Genomic DNA, 16,594 nt, shown 5'->3' with positions numbered 1-16,594 from the left:
ATAAAAGGTTCTACGGAAATGGTATCGGATCTTGTCAGGCATAAACACCGGAAAAATTCCAGTGCAGGCAAAAAAAAGGTGCTACTTTAAAAAAGTAACACCTTAATATTTTAAAAGAATGGAATCATTATTTTTTGTGTCTCGGCTCAGAGGATACGGATAGCTTTTTTCTTCCTTTTGCCCTTCTTCGGGCCAATACTTTTCTTCCGTTAACGGATGCCATGCGTTCCCTGAACCCATGTTTATTTCGTCTCTTGCGCTTTGATGGTTGATATGTTCTCTTCTGTCCGGGCATTTTTTGATACTTTTCTTGATTGTGAAACTTGAAGGTTCGTCCCCAAAATTCCGGTGGCAAATATACAAAGGCTTTTTGCTTTTACAAATGGATTCGGTAAAATTATTTTTACCGAGCTTCTTTCTGTTACAAATGCCTTTTTCACTACTTTTGCAGCCTGAATTCGAGACGGGTACATACCATATATGAAATACTTCACCCCCTTACTTTTTTTACTTGTTTATAGCGTTCCCCTTTCGGCACAGTCCATTTTGGAATATACGCTGGAAAAAGGGGACACATTTACCATAAAACAAGATGCCGAACAGATCATAATTCAAGAGCTCGATGGGGCGACCCATGAATTGACCAACAAAATCGATGGTATCTTGCAGTTCAAAGTATTGACCCAACGGGACAGCACGTACGAAATTGCTTTGACCTTTAAAGACCTCAATCTTAAAATGACTTCGAGTATTCAGGGCGAACTGTTGAACGTACGTGCCAAAGAAATAAGCGAAGACGATATGCAATCGAAGGTATTCAGTAGTCTGTTGAATAGTCCTGTTCAAATGATACTTGCCAAAACGGGGGATATCCTAGAAGTCAAGGGAGGGGATAGCCTTGTGGTAAAAATGGCGGAGGCATCCGGACTAGAAGATGCGTTTTCGTTGAACATGATGAAAAAATCCCTTCAAAAGGAATTTGGTTCCGAAGCCCTTTCCGAAAGCTACAAACAGATGACTTTTATTTATCCCAAAAAACCGGTAAAGATCGGTGATAGTTGGAAAAATGAATATTCAGGTAAACTCGGGGCCAAAAATACATGGACCTTGGAAGCCTTAATGAAAGATGAAGCAACAATTAATGGAACCGCGGATGTCACCATGGATGTAATCGAGTTAGCGACCACCATGAAGCTTACCGGTACGCAACAAACCCGGATAACCACCGACACCGCTTCTGGATTTATCAAATTCATGAACGTTGAGGGCCAATCGAAAGGGACTTCGACCATGACCCAAATGGGAGACCAAGAAATTCCGACCCGCATAAAATCGAAGATTACCTATGAACGTATAGATTCATACGTCGAGTAGATTTTAAGGGGTAAGGGTTCAATTAGCAAAATTCGCGTCTCGTTATAAATAGAGACGCATAATTTAAAACAATATGTTCAATAAAAACATAAAACTTGTTATCGCCGGCCTTATCATCGCTTATGCCGTTTACCAGTTTGTCGACGGCAATATCGGCAATGGGATTGCATTGCTATTGCTTTCCCTTATCTTTATCTTTCTATATTTCAGGAATGAGATAATTTTATTGGCCTTTCTTCGGATGCGCAAGCAAGATCTCGAAGGCACCCAAAAATGGCTTAACAAGATAAAAAAACCGAAATCGGCATTGATTACCAAACAGCAGGGCTACTACAATTATCTCCATGGCATTATTTATTCCCAAAAAAATCTGACTACCGCAGAAAAATATTTCAAAAAAGCACTTAAATTAGGGTTAACTATGGATTATGACGTGGCCATGGCGAAATTGAGCCTTGCGGGTATCTCGATGCAAAAACGTCGTAAAAGGGAAGCTACCAAACTATTGCAGGAAGCCAAAAAGTTGGACAAGAACAATATGCTTACGGATCAAATTAAGATGATGCAGCAGCAGATGAAGAAAATTTAAATAACTGCAAATTTCAAATAGGAAAATTCCAAATTCCAATTTTCACGTTTAAACAGTAAAGCATCCTATTAAAATTATATCCCAACCTGAGCACAAACAAATCATCGACCCATCGCAGCGAAAAACACTTTTTTAGGAATTTGATGCTTGGGAATTGGTGCTTACGATTTGGTGCTTTTTCACAACAACGGTGCCCACAGCCGACTGAACGATTCCTTCAATTTCCGCCGAATACCACGTTCTTTCCAGCGATCTAATGTTACTTCTTCGCAATTTTCGAGGTCGGTTTCGAAGATGCCCGCCATTTGATCGTTGATAGCCGTGTTATAGATAAGGGCGGTAATTTCGAAATTCAGGGCAAAACTTCGATAATCCAAATTGGCCGTACCTATTGTAGACAATCGATTATCGACCAACATGGTCTTCGCATGCACAAAGCCTTTACAGTACCTAAATATACGGATACCAGACTCTAGACTTTCCTCGATATACGAATCGGAGGCATACTGCGCTGCCCAGGAATCGGATTCATAAGGCAATATGACCCGAACATCGACACCGCTGCGTGCAGCAGTTTTCATAGCTGTAAATATGGCGTCGTTGGGCATATAATATGGCGAAGTGATGAAAATACGTTCGCGCGCCGCGGTCATGGCACAGAAGAGTGCTTCCATTATATTGGCCCAATCGGTATCGGGCCCACTAGCAGCCATTTGTACCGCAACCGGATCCTGTGATTCGGGTTTGTTGTCAGGAAAAAGATTTTGATCGATCTCTGTTTCATCGCCCGTAACGAAATTCCAGGTCAGTAAAAAAGAAGATTGTAAAGAACCTACAGCACCGCCCTGCAAACGCAAATGGGTATCGCGCCAGTATCTTTCGTTGTTATAGGAGTTATCATATCTCTGATCAAGATTTATGCCACCTACATAACCGACAGTTCCGTCGATAACTACTATTTTTCTATGATCGCGATAGTTCAGTTTACTGGTAGAGTTCGAGAACCGCACGGGCATGAACGGTAAATGTAGCACGCCCGCCTCCGTCATCTTTTTCTTGGCTTTGGAAGATATATCGCTTCCTACGTCATCGTACACCAACCGTACCTTTACGCCCTCTTTCGCCTTTTTGCTGAGTATATCGATCAGTTCGGTACCCAATTCGTCGTCGAAGAGCACGAAATATTCCATATGGATATGATTTTTGGCTTTTCCGAGATCCTCCCGTAGGCGCTCGAACTTTTTTTCTCCGTTGACCAATATTTCCAACTCGTTATCGAAAGTAAGAATGGCTTTCTCGTTCTTTTTCAACAAGGTGTAGATCTTATAAATACCTTCGCCAAAATCCGATCGGAAACTATCCTTTTCTTCTTGATCGAGCTTGAACTGTTCACGCCATCCTTTTATTCGATCATTGTCGAGAATGTATTTTTTCTCAAAAATTTTCGATTTCCTATAGTCCTGTCCAAAGAAATAGTAAACCACCAGCCCTAAAAAAGGAAGCGCGGCCAGCGCAAATAGAAAGGATAGCGTCTTTACGGGATTCTTATTCTTTAATATGATGAAGATGGACAAGCTGATGACCAAAATATAGTTTATGGTCAGGGCGATAAGCCAGATATTGTCTCTGCCGTATGCAAGTATTGAATTCACGAACGCGAGTTTAGATTGCTTCGGAATCTAATGTACGGAATAAAATTATGGTTTTGTTAAAAGAAGATAAGTGACTAATACTATCGTAAAAAAAACAGGAGGGAAGCCATGCCTGGCGCCCCTTGGACAATTAGGGTGTTAACCTTAAAATTTTCTAATTAAAACCGTCCAATGTCATCCCCTACAGCAGCGGGCATCACCGCTAAAAGAAATTTTTTTTACTTAGTAACCCTGTAATATCCCGTTTTAGGAATTTCAATACTGTACTTCTTTCTCGAACTGTTGTTCAAGTGCGCCTCGCGCAGCCAAGGGTTATGCCTTTTCAAAATCTTATAGTTGATTTCATATTTTTGGGCAAAATCGGCGAAACTGAGTACAGGCTGATCCAAATCTACTTTAAAAGTAGGCACGGCGGTATAGAGATCTTCTTCTTTCACATCGAAACCATACTTTTCGGGATGGCTCAAAATCTCTTTTATCGCCATAATTCTGAAGACGTATCTACCGGTTTCTTGGCCGAGCAACAAATCGTAATAATTGGTGACTTGCTGTATGCCCATATATTTGTCTATTGCCCCGGTACCGGCATTATAGGATGCGGCAGTCAGCGTCCAAGTACCATATTTTTTCTTGTAGTTTTTCAGATATTCACAAGCGACCTGAGTCGATTTTTCCAAGTGATAGCGTTCATCGACGTTATCGTTCACCTCAAGACCGTACTGCTGGGCGGTGGGCTTCATGATTTGCCAAAACCCTGTAGCACCAGCGTGGGATACCACATTTTGGAGTCCACTCTCAGCAACGGCCAAGTATTTAAAATCATCAGGGATACCATTTTTAGCTAATATCGGTTCGATTATCGGAAAGTACATATTCGCCCTTTTAATCAACAAAACAGCATTCGACTGCCAATAGGTATTGACCAAAAACTCTCGGTCGATACGCTCCATGACCTCGGGATCGTTTTGGGGGACGGACTCTCCCGCAAAATTGAGGTCTTCGGGGATGTCGATTGCGGAAATGCGATATCCTTGTGCAACGTTTTTCTCTAGTATCGAGTCGGTCGCATCGGTAGGAATACGCACATTATTACCCTCTTCACTATCGCCCTGCACGGCATAAATTAAAGTGCTGACCACGAAAAAAAGGCCCAAAAATAGTAAACCGTTCTTTAAAATCTTCATATTTCTAATTGGTGTTTTTTCAAAGTTACGAACCGATTGTTATTATATATTAAAGAACTCGTCTTGAGTTTCTCTTTTGCCTGCGATTTTAAATTTTGCACACTTCATTTTTCTTTTTCGGGAACCGTATCTACGGCTATGCTGTTAAAAAAAGTCGTCATTAGCGCACAAAGTCGAAAATTTCGGTTCCAAAAAAACTCAAATCGAATTTATGAGTTAATATAATACTACAACTCCATTATTGCAAAATAATTGTGGGTAAATGTTCATTAAACCATTTTGCCCTATGGATGATCATGGTGTGCGTACCATTTTTCACGGGAATACAATCTGTAATGTTCCGAATCGGAAAAACGGTATCTTTTTCTCCATGGATATGTACAAGGTTATCGGGAAGTTCGGACTGTTGCCAATTGACCATCTTATCAATCGACCAATCGATGTACACTTTATCACGTAAAGAGAGATATTCTTCATATAATGATAAGCGTTTGGTCACAGTTTCGCCAAAAGCATACTTGGCGAGAAGTTCGATATTGTTGACTAAACCTGTTGGCAAAATCTTATGAATTTTAGTATATCTGGCAAAGTGCATCCGTCTGGGCAGTTCCGAAGCATCTTTTACACTTGAAATAATAATGATCTTTCGCACCGCAATCAATTTGGCCATCTCCTGGACAAGCAAACCCCCAAAAGAAACTCCTATCAAAACTGGATTCTCATGTGCTATCTGCCTATTCATGGTCCGGGCATAGTCCACAAGGCTCATATTCTTTGAGGGCACGAACCATTCCAGCAAATGCGGTTCAAAGATTTCATGTGGTAAATGGATGTGCTTAAAGATGGTAGGATTGGCTGCCATACCCGGCATAAAATAGACATGAATCTTGCTATCGTTCATAAAGAACTTTAATTTTTCAGTAGCAAAAGCAGGTAATAATTAGGAAATTAACATAGTATTCACTACTTTTGTTGTCAGCTTTGGAAAATTCCATCGTTTATCTAATCTAGGCAAAAGTAGCTAAATTAACGGCTTGAGAACACCGTTTTTTTCTTCTGATGCCAAAACACAAATCCTAACTATATGAATGAAGTAGAAATCAACGACAACAGTTTCTTGCGTCAATTTGAAACTAGGGTCGATGGTCACTTGGCCAAAATCGAGTATTCTTCACAGGAGCGTAAAGTATTTCTGACCAAATTAGTAGTTCCGGAAGAAATCACCAAAGCGGGTTTCAAGGAAGATTTTATAAAATCGGTTCTTCACCGCATTCAAGAGCAAAATCTTCGAGTAGTTCCAACAAGCCCTGAAATTGCAGGCTTTTTGAGGAAAAACAGACAGTACAAAGAGATGTTGCCCGTAGGCATCAGAATCTGATATGATTTTTAGGATTATCATAAAAAAATCCCGCCGATCGGCGGGATTTTTTTATGGGAAATTGCGAGCGAGGCGACGCAATCTATTGGGCATTCTAGAAAATTGAAACAGCTTGCGTCGCTTCGCTCGCAATGAATTCAAACCGCACCATTCCGTCATCCGCAATTTCGGTCAATTTGACCGTATGCAATGTATTTACCAAGGTTGGATCCCAAGGAGCTTTTACCTTAACGTAATTTTCGGTGAATCCATGAATATAGCCCGATTTGTTTTCCCCTTCGAATAAAACACGACGCACCGCGCCTAACTGACCCTCATAAAATACTCTACGTTTTTTGGCGGATAGCCCGCGAAGCATCTTGCTGCGCTTCTTTCTGACGTTGTTGGACACTACCCCATCCATTTCAGCTGCAGGGGTGTTTTCCCTTTCCGAATAGGTAAACACATGTAAATACGAAATATCGAGTTCGTTGAGATAATGATAGGTCTCCAAAAAAAGTTCGTCGGTTTCCCCTGGAAAGCCAACAATAACATCTACTCCGATACAGGCATGCGGCATGGCTTCCCTAATCCTTCGAACTCTATCCTCATACAGATTGCTCATATAGCGGCGGCGCATCCGTTTTAGCATCTGGTCGCTTCCGCTTTGTAAGGGAATATGGAAATGGGGTACAAAGGTTTTGCTCTGCGCAACAAAGTCAATGGTCTCGTTCTTTAAAAGATTGGGCTCTATGGATGAAATCCGCAATCTGTGGATGCCTTCTACTTCATCCAAAGCCTTAACCAAATCAAAAAAAGTATGTTCGTGCTTTTTGTTAGCGAACTCCCCTTTGCCATAATCACCAATATTGACACCGGTCAAAACGATTTCCTTAATTCCCTGGGCCGATATCTCCGCAGCATTTCTTAGCACATTATCCAGCGTATCGCTACGGGAAATACCCCGCGCCAGTGGAATGGTGCAATAGGTGCATTTGTAATCACATCCATCCTGCACTTTCAAAAAAGCACGTGTCCGGTCCCCGATGGCGTAGCTGCCAACGTAGAAGTCAGCATCCTCAATTTCGCAGGAATGAATTTCTGTCATCCTAAGCGCGGTCGAGGGACGATTCAAAATATCATTGATGTAATCGGTAATCTTAAATTTTTCGGTAGCACCCAAAACCAGATCGACACCATCGACCGCGGCCAGCTCTTCGGGCTTTAGCTGTGCATAGCAACCAATGGCAGCCACAAAGGCATCGGGATTCGCTTTTTGCGCTTTTTTCACAATGGTCTTGAAGCGCTTGTCGGCATTCTCGGTTACCGAGCAGGTATTGATGACGTACATATCGGCAGCTTCCGAAAAGGCTACGCGTTGGAAGCCTTCCTCGGTAAACCCTCTTGCTATGGTAGAGGTTTCGGAGAAGTTGAGCTTACAGCCCAAGGTGTAGAAGGCAACTTTCTTGTTCATACCCTAATTCTTTTCAAATACTTGCAAATACGCTTTCCAATGTATGGATTACAAATATACTGGTGCCATTTAGAAATTTGGGAATTTTGGTAATTTGTTTTTCTTATTATGGTATCCCCGTAGCCTCGGGACTCACTTGCACCCCCTAATAATGCCGCCACTTCTTCGTAAGCTCAAATACATGCTCTAGAATATGGGCTTCCCTATTGTCGAATTCCACATGTCTTCGAGCCATCATTACTTGGGCAGCTTCAAATGCTTTTTCAGGCAAGTAGGTAGAAAAGCCAGTTGCCCCGCCCCAACTAAAACTAGGAACGAAATTTCTCGGAAATCCGGGTACATAAATATTACAGTTCACGCCGATTACGGTGCCCGTATTGAACATGGTATTAATAGCCGTTTTGCTATGGTCGCCCATCATCAGGCCGCAAAACTGGAGTCCCGTTTGTTCAAAAGTTTCAGTAGCATAATTCCATAAACGCACTTTGGCGTAATTGTTCTTTAGGTTCGAGTTGTTGCTGCTAGCACCGATATTGCACCACTCACCCAGCACCGAATTGCCCAAATATCCGTCATGGCCCTTACTGGAATACCCAAAAATCACCGCATTACTAATTTCGCCACAGACTTTGGAATAGGGCCCGATGGTAGTGGCGCCATAGATCATGGCACCCATTTTTACCACTGCTTTTTCACATAGCGCAAAAGCACCGCGAATCAAATTACCTTCCCAGATTTCGCTATCCTTCCCCAAATAGATCGGGCCATCTTTAGCATTCAAAATACTATGCTCGACAATCGCACCATGCTCCGCAAAAATGCGATCGGGACAGATTAGGGTATTTGATTTTGAAATGGGTGCACTTTTTCTTCCAGAGGTAATCAGCTCGAAATCGGCTTCGAGAGCCGCTCCATTTTTTTCGAAAATATCCCAGGTATTGACAAGCCTCAGTATATCTTCCTTGAAGTCTATGGCTTTATAGGATGAAAAATCAACCTCTTCCTGGCTTTGCTTTGTAAAAAAGGCAATGACTTCCTCCCCTTGGAAAATGGCCTCGTTCTCTTTGAGATCTGCTATCAAATTTGCCAATTTTTTGGTCGGTAAAAAGGAGGCATTTATCAAAACATTCTCCTCCATTTCTACCATCGGATATTTTTCGGATAGGTAGTCTTCAGTAATCGTCGTAGTCGTATTTCCCAGATACTTTTCCCATTTTTCGCGGATGGTAAGAATACCGATACGGATGTCCGCGACTGGTCTGGTAAACGTAAATGGCAACAGATTGTTCCGGACCGCGCCGTCAAAAAGAATGTAGTTCATGGGTTGCTATTTCGGTGAAGCAATAAAAAGCGGTATTGCCTTAAAAACGCTAAAGTTTGATGCTTATTCTATTCGAAAGGATTTTGTTGGACGAAGATGTGGAAAAAAAATGCCCCCGAACATCGAGGGCATTTTATAAAATAGCTTTGTACAAAAAGATTACTCTTTTTCTTTGGTATCCCCTGCAGCTTTCGGAGCCTCCTTTTTAGGAGTGTCTGCCTTTGCTTCGGCTTTTGGAGCTTCCTTTTTAACAGTGTCAGCTTTTGCTTCTGCCTTCGGAGCTTCTTTTTTAGCGGGTACCGCCTTTGTTTCAGCTTTTGGAGCCTCTGTTTTAATAGCTTCGGCTTTTGGTGCTTCCTTCTTGCCAGCTTCGGCCTTTGGAGCTTCTTGCCTTGCCGATTTTTCTGCGGGAGCCGCCTTTTTCTTCTTGAACTTGTCGTACTTGTTCTTGAACTTGTCGATACGCCCGGCAGTATCCAAAAGTTTGGCCTTTCCGGTATAGAACGGATGCGATGTTCTTGAAATTTCCAACTTCACCAGTGGATATTCGGTTCCGTCGACCTCTAGGGTCTCTTTGGTATCCGCGGTAGATTTGGTCAAGAACACTTCGTCGTTCGACATGTCCTTAAAAGCTACCAATCTATAATTCTCTGGGTGGATGTCTTTTTTCATTGAGCTAAAAATTTTATGCGCCCATTCCGACAGGCACTCATTTTAAGGCTGCAAATTTAGGTATTTTTTGGAGAATTGCAATGCTAACCTATAAAAAGTACGATAAAAATAATGTACATTTAGCTGTAACAATATCCCATTTGGAACAACCAACTTTTTAAACAACCTAAAATTAGAACTTAAAATGGAAGAAAATCAACCTAAAACCGGAAAATACGCTTTGAATTATGGCTTGCTCGTAGGTGGTGCGGGTATTGTATTCGGCGTTATGCTTTACATGATAGACATGCAATACGAACGGGGTATTGCAGTTCAAGGCACTCAAATAGCCATATTAGCTGCTGGTATCGTTTTGGGTATCGTACAATTTAAAAAAGCGAATCTCGGTTTTTTAACTATTTCCGACGCACTAAAGGTGGGGGCCGGTGTGGCCTTGATCGCCGGGGTAATCGGACTACTTTATTTTTACGTTTTTTCGAACTTCATCGAGCCCGATTATATGGCAAACCTTACAGAAATCGGAAAACAGGAGGCGTTGGCAAACAATCCAAAACTTACCGAGGAGCAAATTGATCAGGGTATCGAGATGCAAAAGAAATTTGCATGGGTGACATATCCCCTAATCCTCCTATTTAACATTATTATTGGTTTTGTGATTGGTTTGATTACCGGCCTTATTCTAAAAAAACAAAAACCGGCCTATTAAATATCTTCGGTATCAAAATCGTATTTTTGGACGGATCTACAGCAGCAATCCATGAATCTATCCATAATCATACCGCTTCTCAACGAGGAAGAATCCCTTCAAGAACTGCACGATTGGATTGTTAAGGTCATGCGGTCAAAAGGGTATTCGTACGAAATTCTATTTATCGATGATGGCAGTACGGACAATTCATGGGAACTGATCCAGCAGCTTTCCCAAGCGTATCCCCAAGTCAGAGGTATACGTTTTTTCAAGAACTACGGAAAGTCACAGGCCTTGCATGCCGGTTTCAAAGCGGCTCAAGGCGAGGTAATAATTACCATGGATGCCGATCTACAGGATAATCCCGAAGAAATTCCCGAATTATACCAGCTCATTACCAAGGAAGGATACGACCTGGTTTCGGGCTGGAAGAAAAAACGCTACGATTCCGTTCTCTCCAAAAATATGCCCTCGAAATTATTCAACTGGGCGGCGAGACGCACGTCGGGCGTACAACTGCACGACTTCAATTGTGGGTTAAAAGCTTTCAACAAGACCGTGGTTAAAAATATCGAAGTCTCGGGAGAAATGCACCGATATATTCCCGTACTCGCCAAAAATGCGGGCTTCTCCAATATTGGCGAAAAAATCGTATCCCACCAAGCCCGAAAATACGGTAAAACAAAATTCGGCATGGAACGATTTACCAATGGATTTCTAGACCTCATCACCATCTGGTTCGTATCGAAATTCGCCCGCCGCCCGATGCACCTCTTCGGCGCTTTGGGCGTATTGATGTTTATTATCGGTTTCGGTTTCGCCATCTACTTGGGTATCGACAAACTCTTCATCAACAAATTCGGACGCTTAATCACCGATCGGCCCCAATTCTATATCGCCCTGACCGCTATGCTTCTCGGCACACAGTTGTTTTTGGCCGGGTTTCTTGGGGAGATTTTGGTTCGTAACCGGAGAAATGAGACGCGGTATACGATTTCGGAGGGGGTTAATTTAGGGGATGTCAATGGAAATACTAAAAAAAATAAAAACTAGATTCTTCCTTATCATATTATTTTTAATCGAAAGTTTATCGTCTTCTTGTAATAGCCTAATTTTAAATTATCAACATGACTAAGAAATTAGTCGTAAGGTTTAGTTAAAATAACATCCGACGAAATAGCATTTTCCATCCTTTTATCCCAAAAATTCCATATCTTCCTACCTTTATCGGCCGCTCACGCCGAACATTATTGATAAAGAAACAATACAATAACAAAAGAACCTAGTCCATGGAGAACATTCTAGACACCGCAAAAACCTGGCTCACCGATTTTTTTGATCCCGCCGTTAAAAAGGAAGTACAACAGTTGATCGAGAACGATAACGACGAGCTCAAGGACCGCTTTTATAAGAACATGGAATTTGGTACCGGCGGTATGCGCGGTATTATGGGCGTCGGCACCAACCGAATCAATAAATATACCTTGGGAAAAAGTACCCAAGGGCTGAGCAACTACCTTAAAAAGGTACATAAAGGCGAAGATATCAAAGTAGTCATTGCCTACGACTGCCGTCATAACAGCGATACCCTCGCACGAACGGTGGCCGAAGTCTTCTCCGCCAACGGCATCAAAGTATTTCTATTTTCGGCATTGCGCACTACCCCAGAACTTTCGTTCGCCGTACGCTATTTGAAATGCAATGCGGGTATTGTTTTGACGGCATCCCATAATCCTCCTGAATACAACGGTTATAAAGTATATTGGTCCGATGGTTGCCAAATCGTTCCGCCAGAGGATGGGGAAATTGTTGCGGCTATCAATGCGCTTTCTTTTGAGGAAATTAAATTCAAGGCAGATGAAAGCCTGATAGAACTCATCGATACCCAAGTCGACGAACCTTTTTTCAAGGCCTCAGTCGCCCACGGAAATTTCAATGCGGACGGGAAAGACGATTTTAAGATTGTCTTTACTTCATTGCACGGTACATCGATTACCGCCATTCCCGAAGTATTGAAACGTGCGGGCTATAAAAACGTGACGGTAATTGAAGCGCAGGCCAAACCCGATGGGGATTTCCCGACGGTAAAATCTCCTAACCCCGAAGAACCGGAAGCCCTGTCTATGGCCATTGAAAAAGCGGAAGAAATTGGAGCGGACATGGTAGTGGGCACCGACCCCGACAGTGATCGTCTGGGTGTGGCGGTCCGTAATCTCGAAGGGGAAATGGAAATCGTAAACGGCAATCAGGCCATGATCATGATGACCCATTTTCTTTTGGAACAGCAAAAGCAAAAAGGTTTCGAAGGCAATGAGTTCGTAGCGACGACCATCGTTTCCACCCCTATGATGGAAGCTATGGCCAAAGCCTACGGCGTAACATTTAAAACTGCGTTAACGGGATTCAAATGGATCGGTAAAATGATAAAGGATTATCCCCAAGAGCGATTTTTAGGAGGTGGGGAGGAAAGCTTCGGCTATATGATCGGCGATTTCGTGCGTGATAAAGATGCCGTCACCGCTACCCTACTCGCCTGTGAGATCGGTGCCCAGGCAAAGGCAAACGGTAGTTCGTTCTATAAAGAACTGATCGATTGCTATGTAGCGTACGGGTTTTACAAAGAACACCTCATATCCCTGACAAAAAAAGGGATGAGCGGCGCCGAAGAAATAAAGCAGATGTTGAAGGATTTTAAGGAAAATCCTGTTAATTCCGTAGCCGGTTCCAAAGTAAAATGGATCGAGGATTACAACACCTCGACCGCTAAAAATGTTTTGACCGGCGAGGAAAAAGCGATTGACATCCCGAAATCAAATGTACTGATTTATGAAACCGAAGACGGTACACGTATCGCCGCCCGGCCCAGCGGTACGGAACCTAAGGTCAAATTCTACATCAGCACGAATGGGAAACTGGACAAGGCCGAAAATTTCAAAAAAGTCTCCGCGGAACTTGATGCCAAGATTGATCGAATCAAAAGTGAACTCAAATTGGGTTAATACTTCTCAATGTATTCATTTTGAAACCACCGCTTCACCATTATTTTAAAAGCAACGCTGTCTTGTTTTTAAAATAATGGTGAAATCGCGGTTTAAAATGTGATATTTGTAGGTGTCAAAATAGCCTAAAGGTCTTTAATGGAATATTTCAAAAAAATTCTTCGCTTTGCGAAGCCGTATAGCAAGTACGGTTATCTCAATATCTTCTTTAACATTCTTTACTCACTTTTTAGTGCCTTGTCTTTTGCAGCATTGATTCCAATGTTGAATGTACTGTTCGACAAAACGGAACAACTCAAAGAACCCCCTGTTTTTCGTGGGTTTGGAAATGCCAAGGATTATTTTATGGATTCCATGAATTACAAAGTTTCGCAGTATTCCGGCGATGATGAGATGAAGGGCCTTATTTTGGTCATTGGTTTGGTATTGATACTTTTTCTGCTCAAGAACCTTTTTAATTATTTGGCGATGTACTTTATTACGTTTCTGCGAAACGGGGTTTTAAAGGATATTCGTAATAAAATGTACAGTAAAATTACCGAATTGCCGATCTCTTACTATTCCGAAAAGCGAAAGGGGGACGTAATTGCGCGTATCACTTCTGACGTTCTGGAAATACAACACTCATTTCTATCAATTTTGGAACTGATCGTTCGCGATCCCCTGACCATATTATTTACGATTATTGTCATGTTTTTGATTAGTGTGAAACTGACGCTGTTTGTTTTTATTTTCATTCCCCTGGCGGGTGCGCTTATTTCCAGGGTAGGAAAGTCGCTTAAGAAACAGTCCGACAACGTACAAAGGGAACAGGGTCAGTTTCTCTCTATCGTCGAAGAAACCTTGGGCGGTCTACGTGTAATAAAAGCCTTCAATGCGGAGTCCCGGTTTTACAACACCTTCAAGGCTTCGACGGGGCGCTTTTTCAAATTCTCGAACATTCTGTTGAATCGCCAAAATCTTGCCTCTCCCATTGGGGAGTTTTTAGGTATTTTGGTCATTGGCGTGCTTTTGTGGTTCGGAGGTAAAATGGTCTTGATCGACGGCACGTTGGACGCGGCATCCTTCATAGCGTATATGGGCCTTTCGTATAACATTTTGACACCGGCAAAATCTATCAGCAAAGCCTCCTATGGCGTCAAAAAAGGAAATGCTGCCGCGGAAAGGGTACTGGAAATTTTGGAAACCGAAAATCCGATAACCGACAAGCCTGATGCCATTGAAAAAAGCAGTTTTGCAAATGGAATTACGCTGAAAAATGTTTCCTTCAAATATGAGGATGATTACGTACTGAAACACTTTGATCTGACCGTTCCCAAAGGGGAAACGGTAGCCTTGGTCGGGCAATCGGGTAGCGGTAAGAGTACTATTGCCAATCTGGTGACCCGTTTTTATGACGTGAATGAGGGAGAAATTAAAATTGATGGTACCGATATTAAGGATATCACCAAAAAATCATTGCGGCAGCTGATGGGACTCGTCACCCAAGATTCCATTCTGTTCAATGATAGCGTGGCCAAGAATATTTCTTTGGGCAAAGAAACCGCCAGTCGGGAGGAAATTATGGAAGCCGCCAAAATCGCGAACGCCCACGAATTTATCGAAGGCTTACCGAAAGGTTACGATACCAATATCGGCGATGGCGGCAACAAATTAAGTGGCGGACAAAAGCAACGACTCTCCATCGCACGGGCCGTCCTGAAAAATCCGCCGATCATGATCTTGGACGAGGCCACCTCGGCGCTTGATACCGAAAGTGAGCGCTTGGTACAGGATGCGCTCGAAAAAATGATGCGTAACCGTACTTCCATTGTAATCGCACACCGGCTTTCGACCATTCAAAATGCCAATAAGATTGTGGTACTGCAAAAAGGGGAAATTGTCGAACAAGGCTCCCATACCGAACTGCTCGCCCAAAATGGGGTGTATAAAAAATTGGTGGACATGCAGTCGCTTGCAGGATGATGAGGGTGCGCGATTTTCGGTTTATGGTTTACCTATGCGCCCCATAATGCAAATCGATCCTGTATAGCTGTCCCTTATCATATAAAGAAAAGGATGGTCCGCAATAAATGTAGCACCTGTGGAAGTTAACCCGATTTCAACGCTCGTTACTGCTGCGGCTTCCGTTCCCTCCTCATTGACCTCTATAAACGTTTTTTGGAGCACCTTCGAAATCCGTAGCGCAGCTTGTTTGTTGATTTTTCCAAAGTCCGCAGTATTTGAAAAGGCAACGCCTAAGCCCATATTGGTCAATTCTTCATTGAGCTCGCGTTTATATTCCAACTTGAACTTTGGCAACTGTATGGCCAATCCGCTTTTCGAATAACTATCCAGCCAGTTCTTTAAATTTTCCATGTTGAGTTCAGAAACAATATCGGTCGTCGAAAAGCCTTCGTGGGGTAAAAATAGCAACATTTCATAGCGGTCGTTTTTATAAGGCAGAATAATTGAGGAAAACATTTCGTTTGTAAAATAGGGTACGGTAGCGTTCATAAACATCATCGGCACTTGTACCGTTTCACTCAATGAAGCATGGAAGGCGGCCTGTCGGGTGTCGCTAGGGTCAAATTCAAATTTCCAAGTTCCCTTAAAGTAAAGGGCATTGGCCAAAAAAAGAACCGTATTGGGTTCGAAACTATCGATATACTTATCGATTTTGCCCTTGGTATGGTCATACGCCCAAGAATTGACTACGTCTACCGCTTTTGGGTCTTCAAAATCCAAATTGCCCACTTCAGCATCATAAAAGTTTTGGTTGGTGGTTACAAAGTCCGCCTCAACAGGGAAATCGTCCTTAATCCAAATGGCTTGGGCCAGATTTAAAACGGCACCGCTACCGGAGGCCGTAAGCGATTTTATCAGCTTTTTGTTGAAGCTATTGGCCGCATCCACATCGGCGTAGCCCAAGACGTCGCCGAAGGCCGCCTTGGTGTCTCCGTCGGCTCCGTTATAGGTCATTCCCAAAGCCAAACTGAGACTCAATGGGGAAACCATATAATTTTCCGCTGCTTCGGTAGTTGCGATTTCCTTGAAAAAATCCAAGGCAAATTCGTTATTTGTTGCTACCATCGTTTTGGCTTCCGTAGTCTCGAGCGCGCGATCCAAGCCCAAATCTTTGTCGCTAGGCCCATCATCGGAGGTCGTACAACCAACCAATACTAGTAAAATCGCAAAATAAGCTTTTATAAATTTCATTAGGTTGTTTTTAGAATAGATGGGCTACTGCATAAAAGGTTGCGTCATAAAAGTAAACACTTTCGTCAAATGTTCCGGCTCGTTTT

At 42.6% G+C, this 16,594-nt stretch carries 15 protein-coding genes and 1 pseudogene; 7 read left to right on the top strand and 9 right to left on the bottom strand.

Annotated features, from left to right (window positions below):
* Positions 1-127: 127 nt before the first annotated feature.
* Both rpmH and BLT07_RS21035 read right to left on the bottom strand, forming a co-directional pair.
* Positions 128-295 carry a 50S ribosomal protein L34 gene (gene rpmH, locus BLT07_RS13365; protein WP_072991142.1) on the bottom strand — a complete coding sequence of 56 codons (168 nt, stop codon included), beginning with the start codon at positions 293-295 and terminating at the stop codon, positions 128-130.
* On the bottom strand, positions 243-494 hold the full coding sequence (locus tag BLT07_RS21035; protein WP_175455326.1) for a hypothetical protein: 252 nt from the start codon (positions 492-494) through the stop codon (positions 243-245). The genes rpmH and BLT07_RS21035 overlap by 53 nt, the downstream gene beginning before the upstream one ends.
* Between BLT07_RS21035 and BLT07_RS13360 the strand changes: the two genes are divergently transcribed.
* Both BLT07_RS13360 and BLT07_RS13355 read left to right on the top strand, forming a co-directional pair.
* Positions 481-1,374 carry a DUF6263 family protein gene (locus BLT07_RS13360; protein ID WP_091869541.1) on the top strand — a complete coding sequence of 298 codons (894 nt, stop codon included), beginning with the start codon at positions 481-483 and terminating at the stop codon, positions 1,372-1,374. The two genes, BLT07_RS21035 and BLT07_RS13360, sit on opposite strands and share 14 nt — an antisense overlap.
* Before the next feature lie 73 nt (positions 1,375-1,447).
* Positions 1,448-1,963: a hypothetical protein gene (locus BLT07_RS13355; protein WP_091869538.1), complete on the top strand. Its 516-nt coding sequence runs from the start codon at positions 1,448-1,450 to the stop codon at positions 1,961-1,963.
* A 179-nt stretch (positions 1,964-2,142) separates the two neighbouring features.
* Here the strand turns inward: BLT07_RS13355 and cls are convergent, their stop codons facing one another.
* From cls to BLT07_RS13340, 3 genes are all read right to left on the bottom strand, one after another.
* Entirely contained in the window at positions 2,143-3,615 is a 1,473-nt protein-coding gene (gene cls, locus BLT07_RS13350) for a cardiolipin synthase (RefSeq protein ID WP_317040766.1), read from the bottom strand.
* A gap of 218 nt (positions 3,616-3,833) precedes the next feature.
* Positions 3,834-4,799, bottom strand: a complete 966-nt coding sequence (locus BLT07_RS13345) for a lytic transglycosylase domain-containing protein (RefSeq protein ID WP_091869535.1) — start codon at positions 4,797-4,799, stop codon at positions 3,834-3,836.
* Between the two features lie 238 nt (positions 4,800-5,037).
* A complete protein-coding gene (locus tag BLT07_RS13340; RefSeq protein WP_091869532.1) occupies positions 5,038-5,700 on the bottom strand; it encodes an alpha/beta hydrolase in 663 nt (220 codons plus the stop codon).
* Between the two features lie 183 nt (positions 5,701-5,883).
* Between BLT07_RS13340 and BLT07_RS13335 the strand changes: the two genes are divergently transcribed.
* On the top strand, positions 5,884-6,177 hold the full coding sequence (locus BLT07_RS13335) for a GNAT family N-acetyltransferase (RefSeq protein ID WP_091869529.1): 294 nt from the start codon (positions 5,884-5,886) through the stop codon (positions 6,175-6,177).
* A gap of 94 nt (positions 6,178-6,271) precedes the next feature.
* Here BLT07_RS13335 and mtaB read toward each other — a convergent pair whose 3' ends face one another.
* The 3 genes and pseudogenes from mtaB to BLT07_RS13320 form a co-directional block, all read right to left on the bottom strand.
* Positions 6,272-7,630, bottom strand: a complete 1,359-nt coding sequence (gene mtaB / locus BLT07_RS13330) for a tRNA (N(6)-L-threonylcarbamoyladenosine(37)-C(2))-methylthiotransferase MtaB (protein WP_091869526.1) — start codon at positions 7,628-7,630, stop codon at positions 6,272-6,274.
* A gap of 145 nt (positions 7,631-7,775) precedes the next feature.
* A complete protein-coding gene (locus BLT07_RS13325) occupies positions 7,776-8,951 on the bottom strand; it encodes a GlmU family protein (protein ID WP_091869523.1) in 1,176 nt (391 codons plus the stop codon).
* Between the two features lie 423 nt (positions 8,952-9,374).
* Positions 9,375-9,623, bottom strand: a pseudogene (locus BLT07_RS13320) (type B 50S ribosomal protein L31); the annotation flags it as partial.
* 184 nt (positions 9,624-9,807) lie between these two features.
* Here BLT07_RS13320 and BLT07_RS13315 point away from each other — a divergent pair.
* From BLT07_RS13315 to BLT07_RS13300, 4 genes are all read left to right on the top strand, one after another.
* Positions 9,808-10,329 carry a DUF4199 domain-containing protein gene (locus tag BLT07_RS13315; protein ID WP_091869519.1) on the top strand — a complete coding sequence of 174 codons (522 nt, stop codon included), beginning with the start codon at positions 9,808-9,810 and terminating at the stop codon, positions 10,327-10,329.
* A gap of 51 nt (positions 10,330-10,380) precedes the next feature.
* A complete protein-coding gene (locus BLT07_RS13310) occupies positions 10,381-11,364 on the top strand; it encodes a glycosyltransferase family 2 protein (RefSeq protein ID WP_091869516.1) in 984 nt (327 codons plus the stop codon).
* Between the two features lie 236 nt (positions 11,365-11,600).
* Positions 11,601-13,310: a phospho-sugar mutase gene (locus BLT07_RS13305; RefSeq protein ID WP_091869510.1), complete on the top strand. Its 1,710-nt coding sequence runs from the start codon at positions 11,601-11,603 to the stop codon at positions 13,308-13,310.
* Between the two features lie 138 nt (positions 13,311-13,448).
* Entirely contained in the window at positions 13,449-15,275 is a 1,827-nt protein-coding gene (locus BLT07_RS13300) for an ABC transporter ATP-binding protein (protein WP_091869504.1), read from the top strand.
* A gap of 21 nt (positions 15,276-15,296) precedes the next feature.
* Here the strand turns inward: BLT07_RS13300 and BLT07_RS13295 are convergent, their stop codons facing one another.
* Complete coding sequence (locus tag BLT07_RS13295) at positions 15,297-16,508, bottom strand: serpin family protein (protein WP_091869499.1); 1,212 nt, start codon at positions 16,506-16,508, stop codon at positions 15,297-15,299.
* Positions 16,509-16,594: the final 86 nt, after the last annotated feature.

This window comes from Pricia antarctica (assembly GCF_900101815.1).
In the GTDB taxonomy this organism is placed as follows: domain Bacteria; phylum Bacteroidota; class Bacteroidia; order Flavobacteriales; family Flavobacteriaceae; genus Pricia; species Pricia antarctica.
This window is presented reverse-complemented; position numbering and strand designations above follow the sequence as displayed.

Bases quoted from the DNA above. Each gene is read 5' to 3' on its own strand.
- rpmH (WP_072991142.1), bottom strand. From the start codon at position 295: ATGCCCGGACAGAAGAGAACATATCAACCATCAAAGCGCAAGAGACGA.
- BLT07_RS13360 (WP_091869541.1), top strand. From the start codon at position 481: ATGAAATACTTCACCCCCTTACTTTTTTTACTTGTTTATAGCGTTCCC.
- BLT07_RS13355 (WP_091869538.1), top strand. From the start codon at position 1,448: ATGTTCAATAAAAACATAAAACTTGTTATCGCCGGCCTTATCATCGCT.
- BLT07_RS13345 (WP_091869535.1), bottom strand. From the start codon at position 4,799: ATGAAGATTTTAAAGAACGGTTTACTATTTTTGGGCCTTTTTTTCGTG.
- BLT07_RS13340 (WP_091869532.1), bottom strand. From the start codon at position 5,700: ATGAACGATAGCAAGATTCATGTCTATTTTATGCCGGGTATGGCAGCC.
- BLT07_RS13335 (WP_091869529.1), top strand. From the start codon at position 5,884: ATGAATGAAGTAGAAATCAACGACAACAGTTTCTTGCGTCAATTTGAA.
- mtaB (WP_091869526.1), bottom strand. From the start codon at position 7,630: ATGAACAAGAAAGTTGCCTTCTACACCTTGGGCTGTAAGCTCAACTTC.
- BLT07_RS13325 (WP_091869523.1), bottom strand. From the start codon at position 8,951: ATGAACTACATTCTTTTTGACGGCGCGGTCCGGAACAATCTGTTGCCA.
- BLT07_RS13315 (WP_091869519.1), top strand. From the start codon at position 9,808: ATGGAAGAAAATCAACCTAAAACCGGAAAATACGCTTTGAATTATGGC.
- BLT07_RS13310 (WP_091869516.1), top strand. From the start codon at position 10,381: ATGAATCTATCCATAATCATACCGCTTCTCAACGAGGAAGAATCCCTT.
- BLT07_RS13305 (WP_091869510.1), top strand. From the start codon at position 11,601: ATGGAGAACATTCTAGACACCGCAAAAACCTGGCTCACCGATTTTTTT.
- BLT07_RS13300 (WP_091869504.1), top strand. From the start codon at position 13,449: ATGGAATATTTCAAAAAAATTCTTCGCTTTGCGAAGCCGTATAGCAAG.
- BLT07_RS13295 (WP_091869499.1), bottom strand. From the start codon at position 16,508: ATGAAATTTATAAAAGCTTATTTTGCGATTTTACTAGTATTGGTTGGT.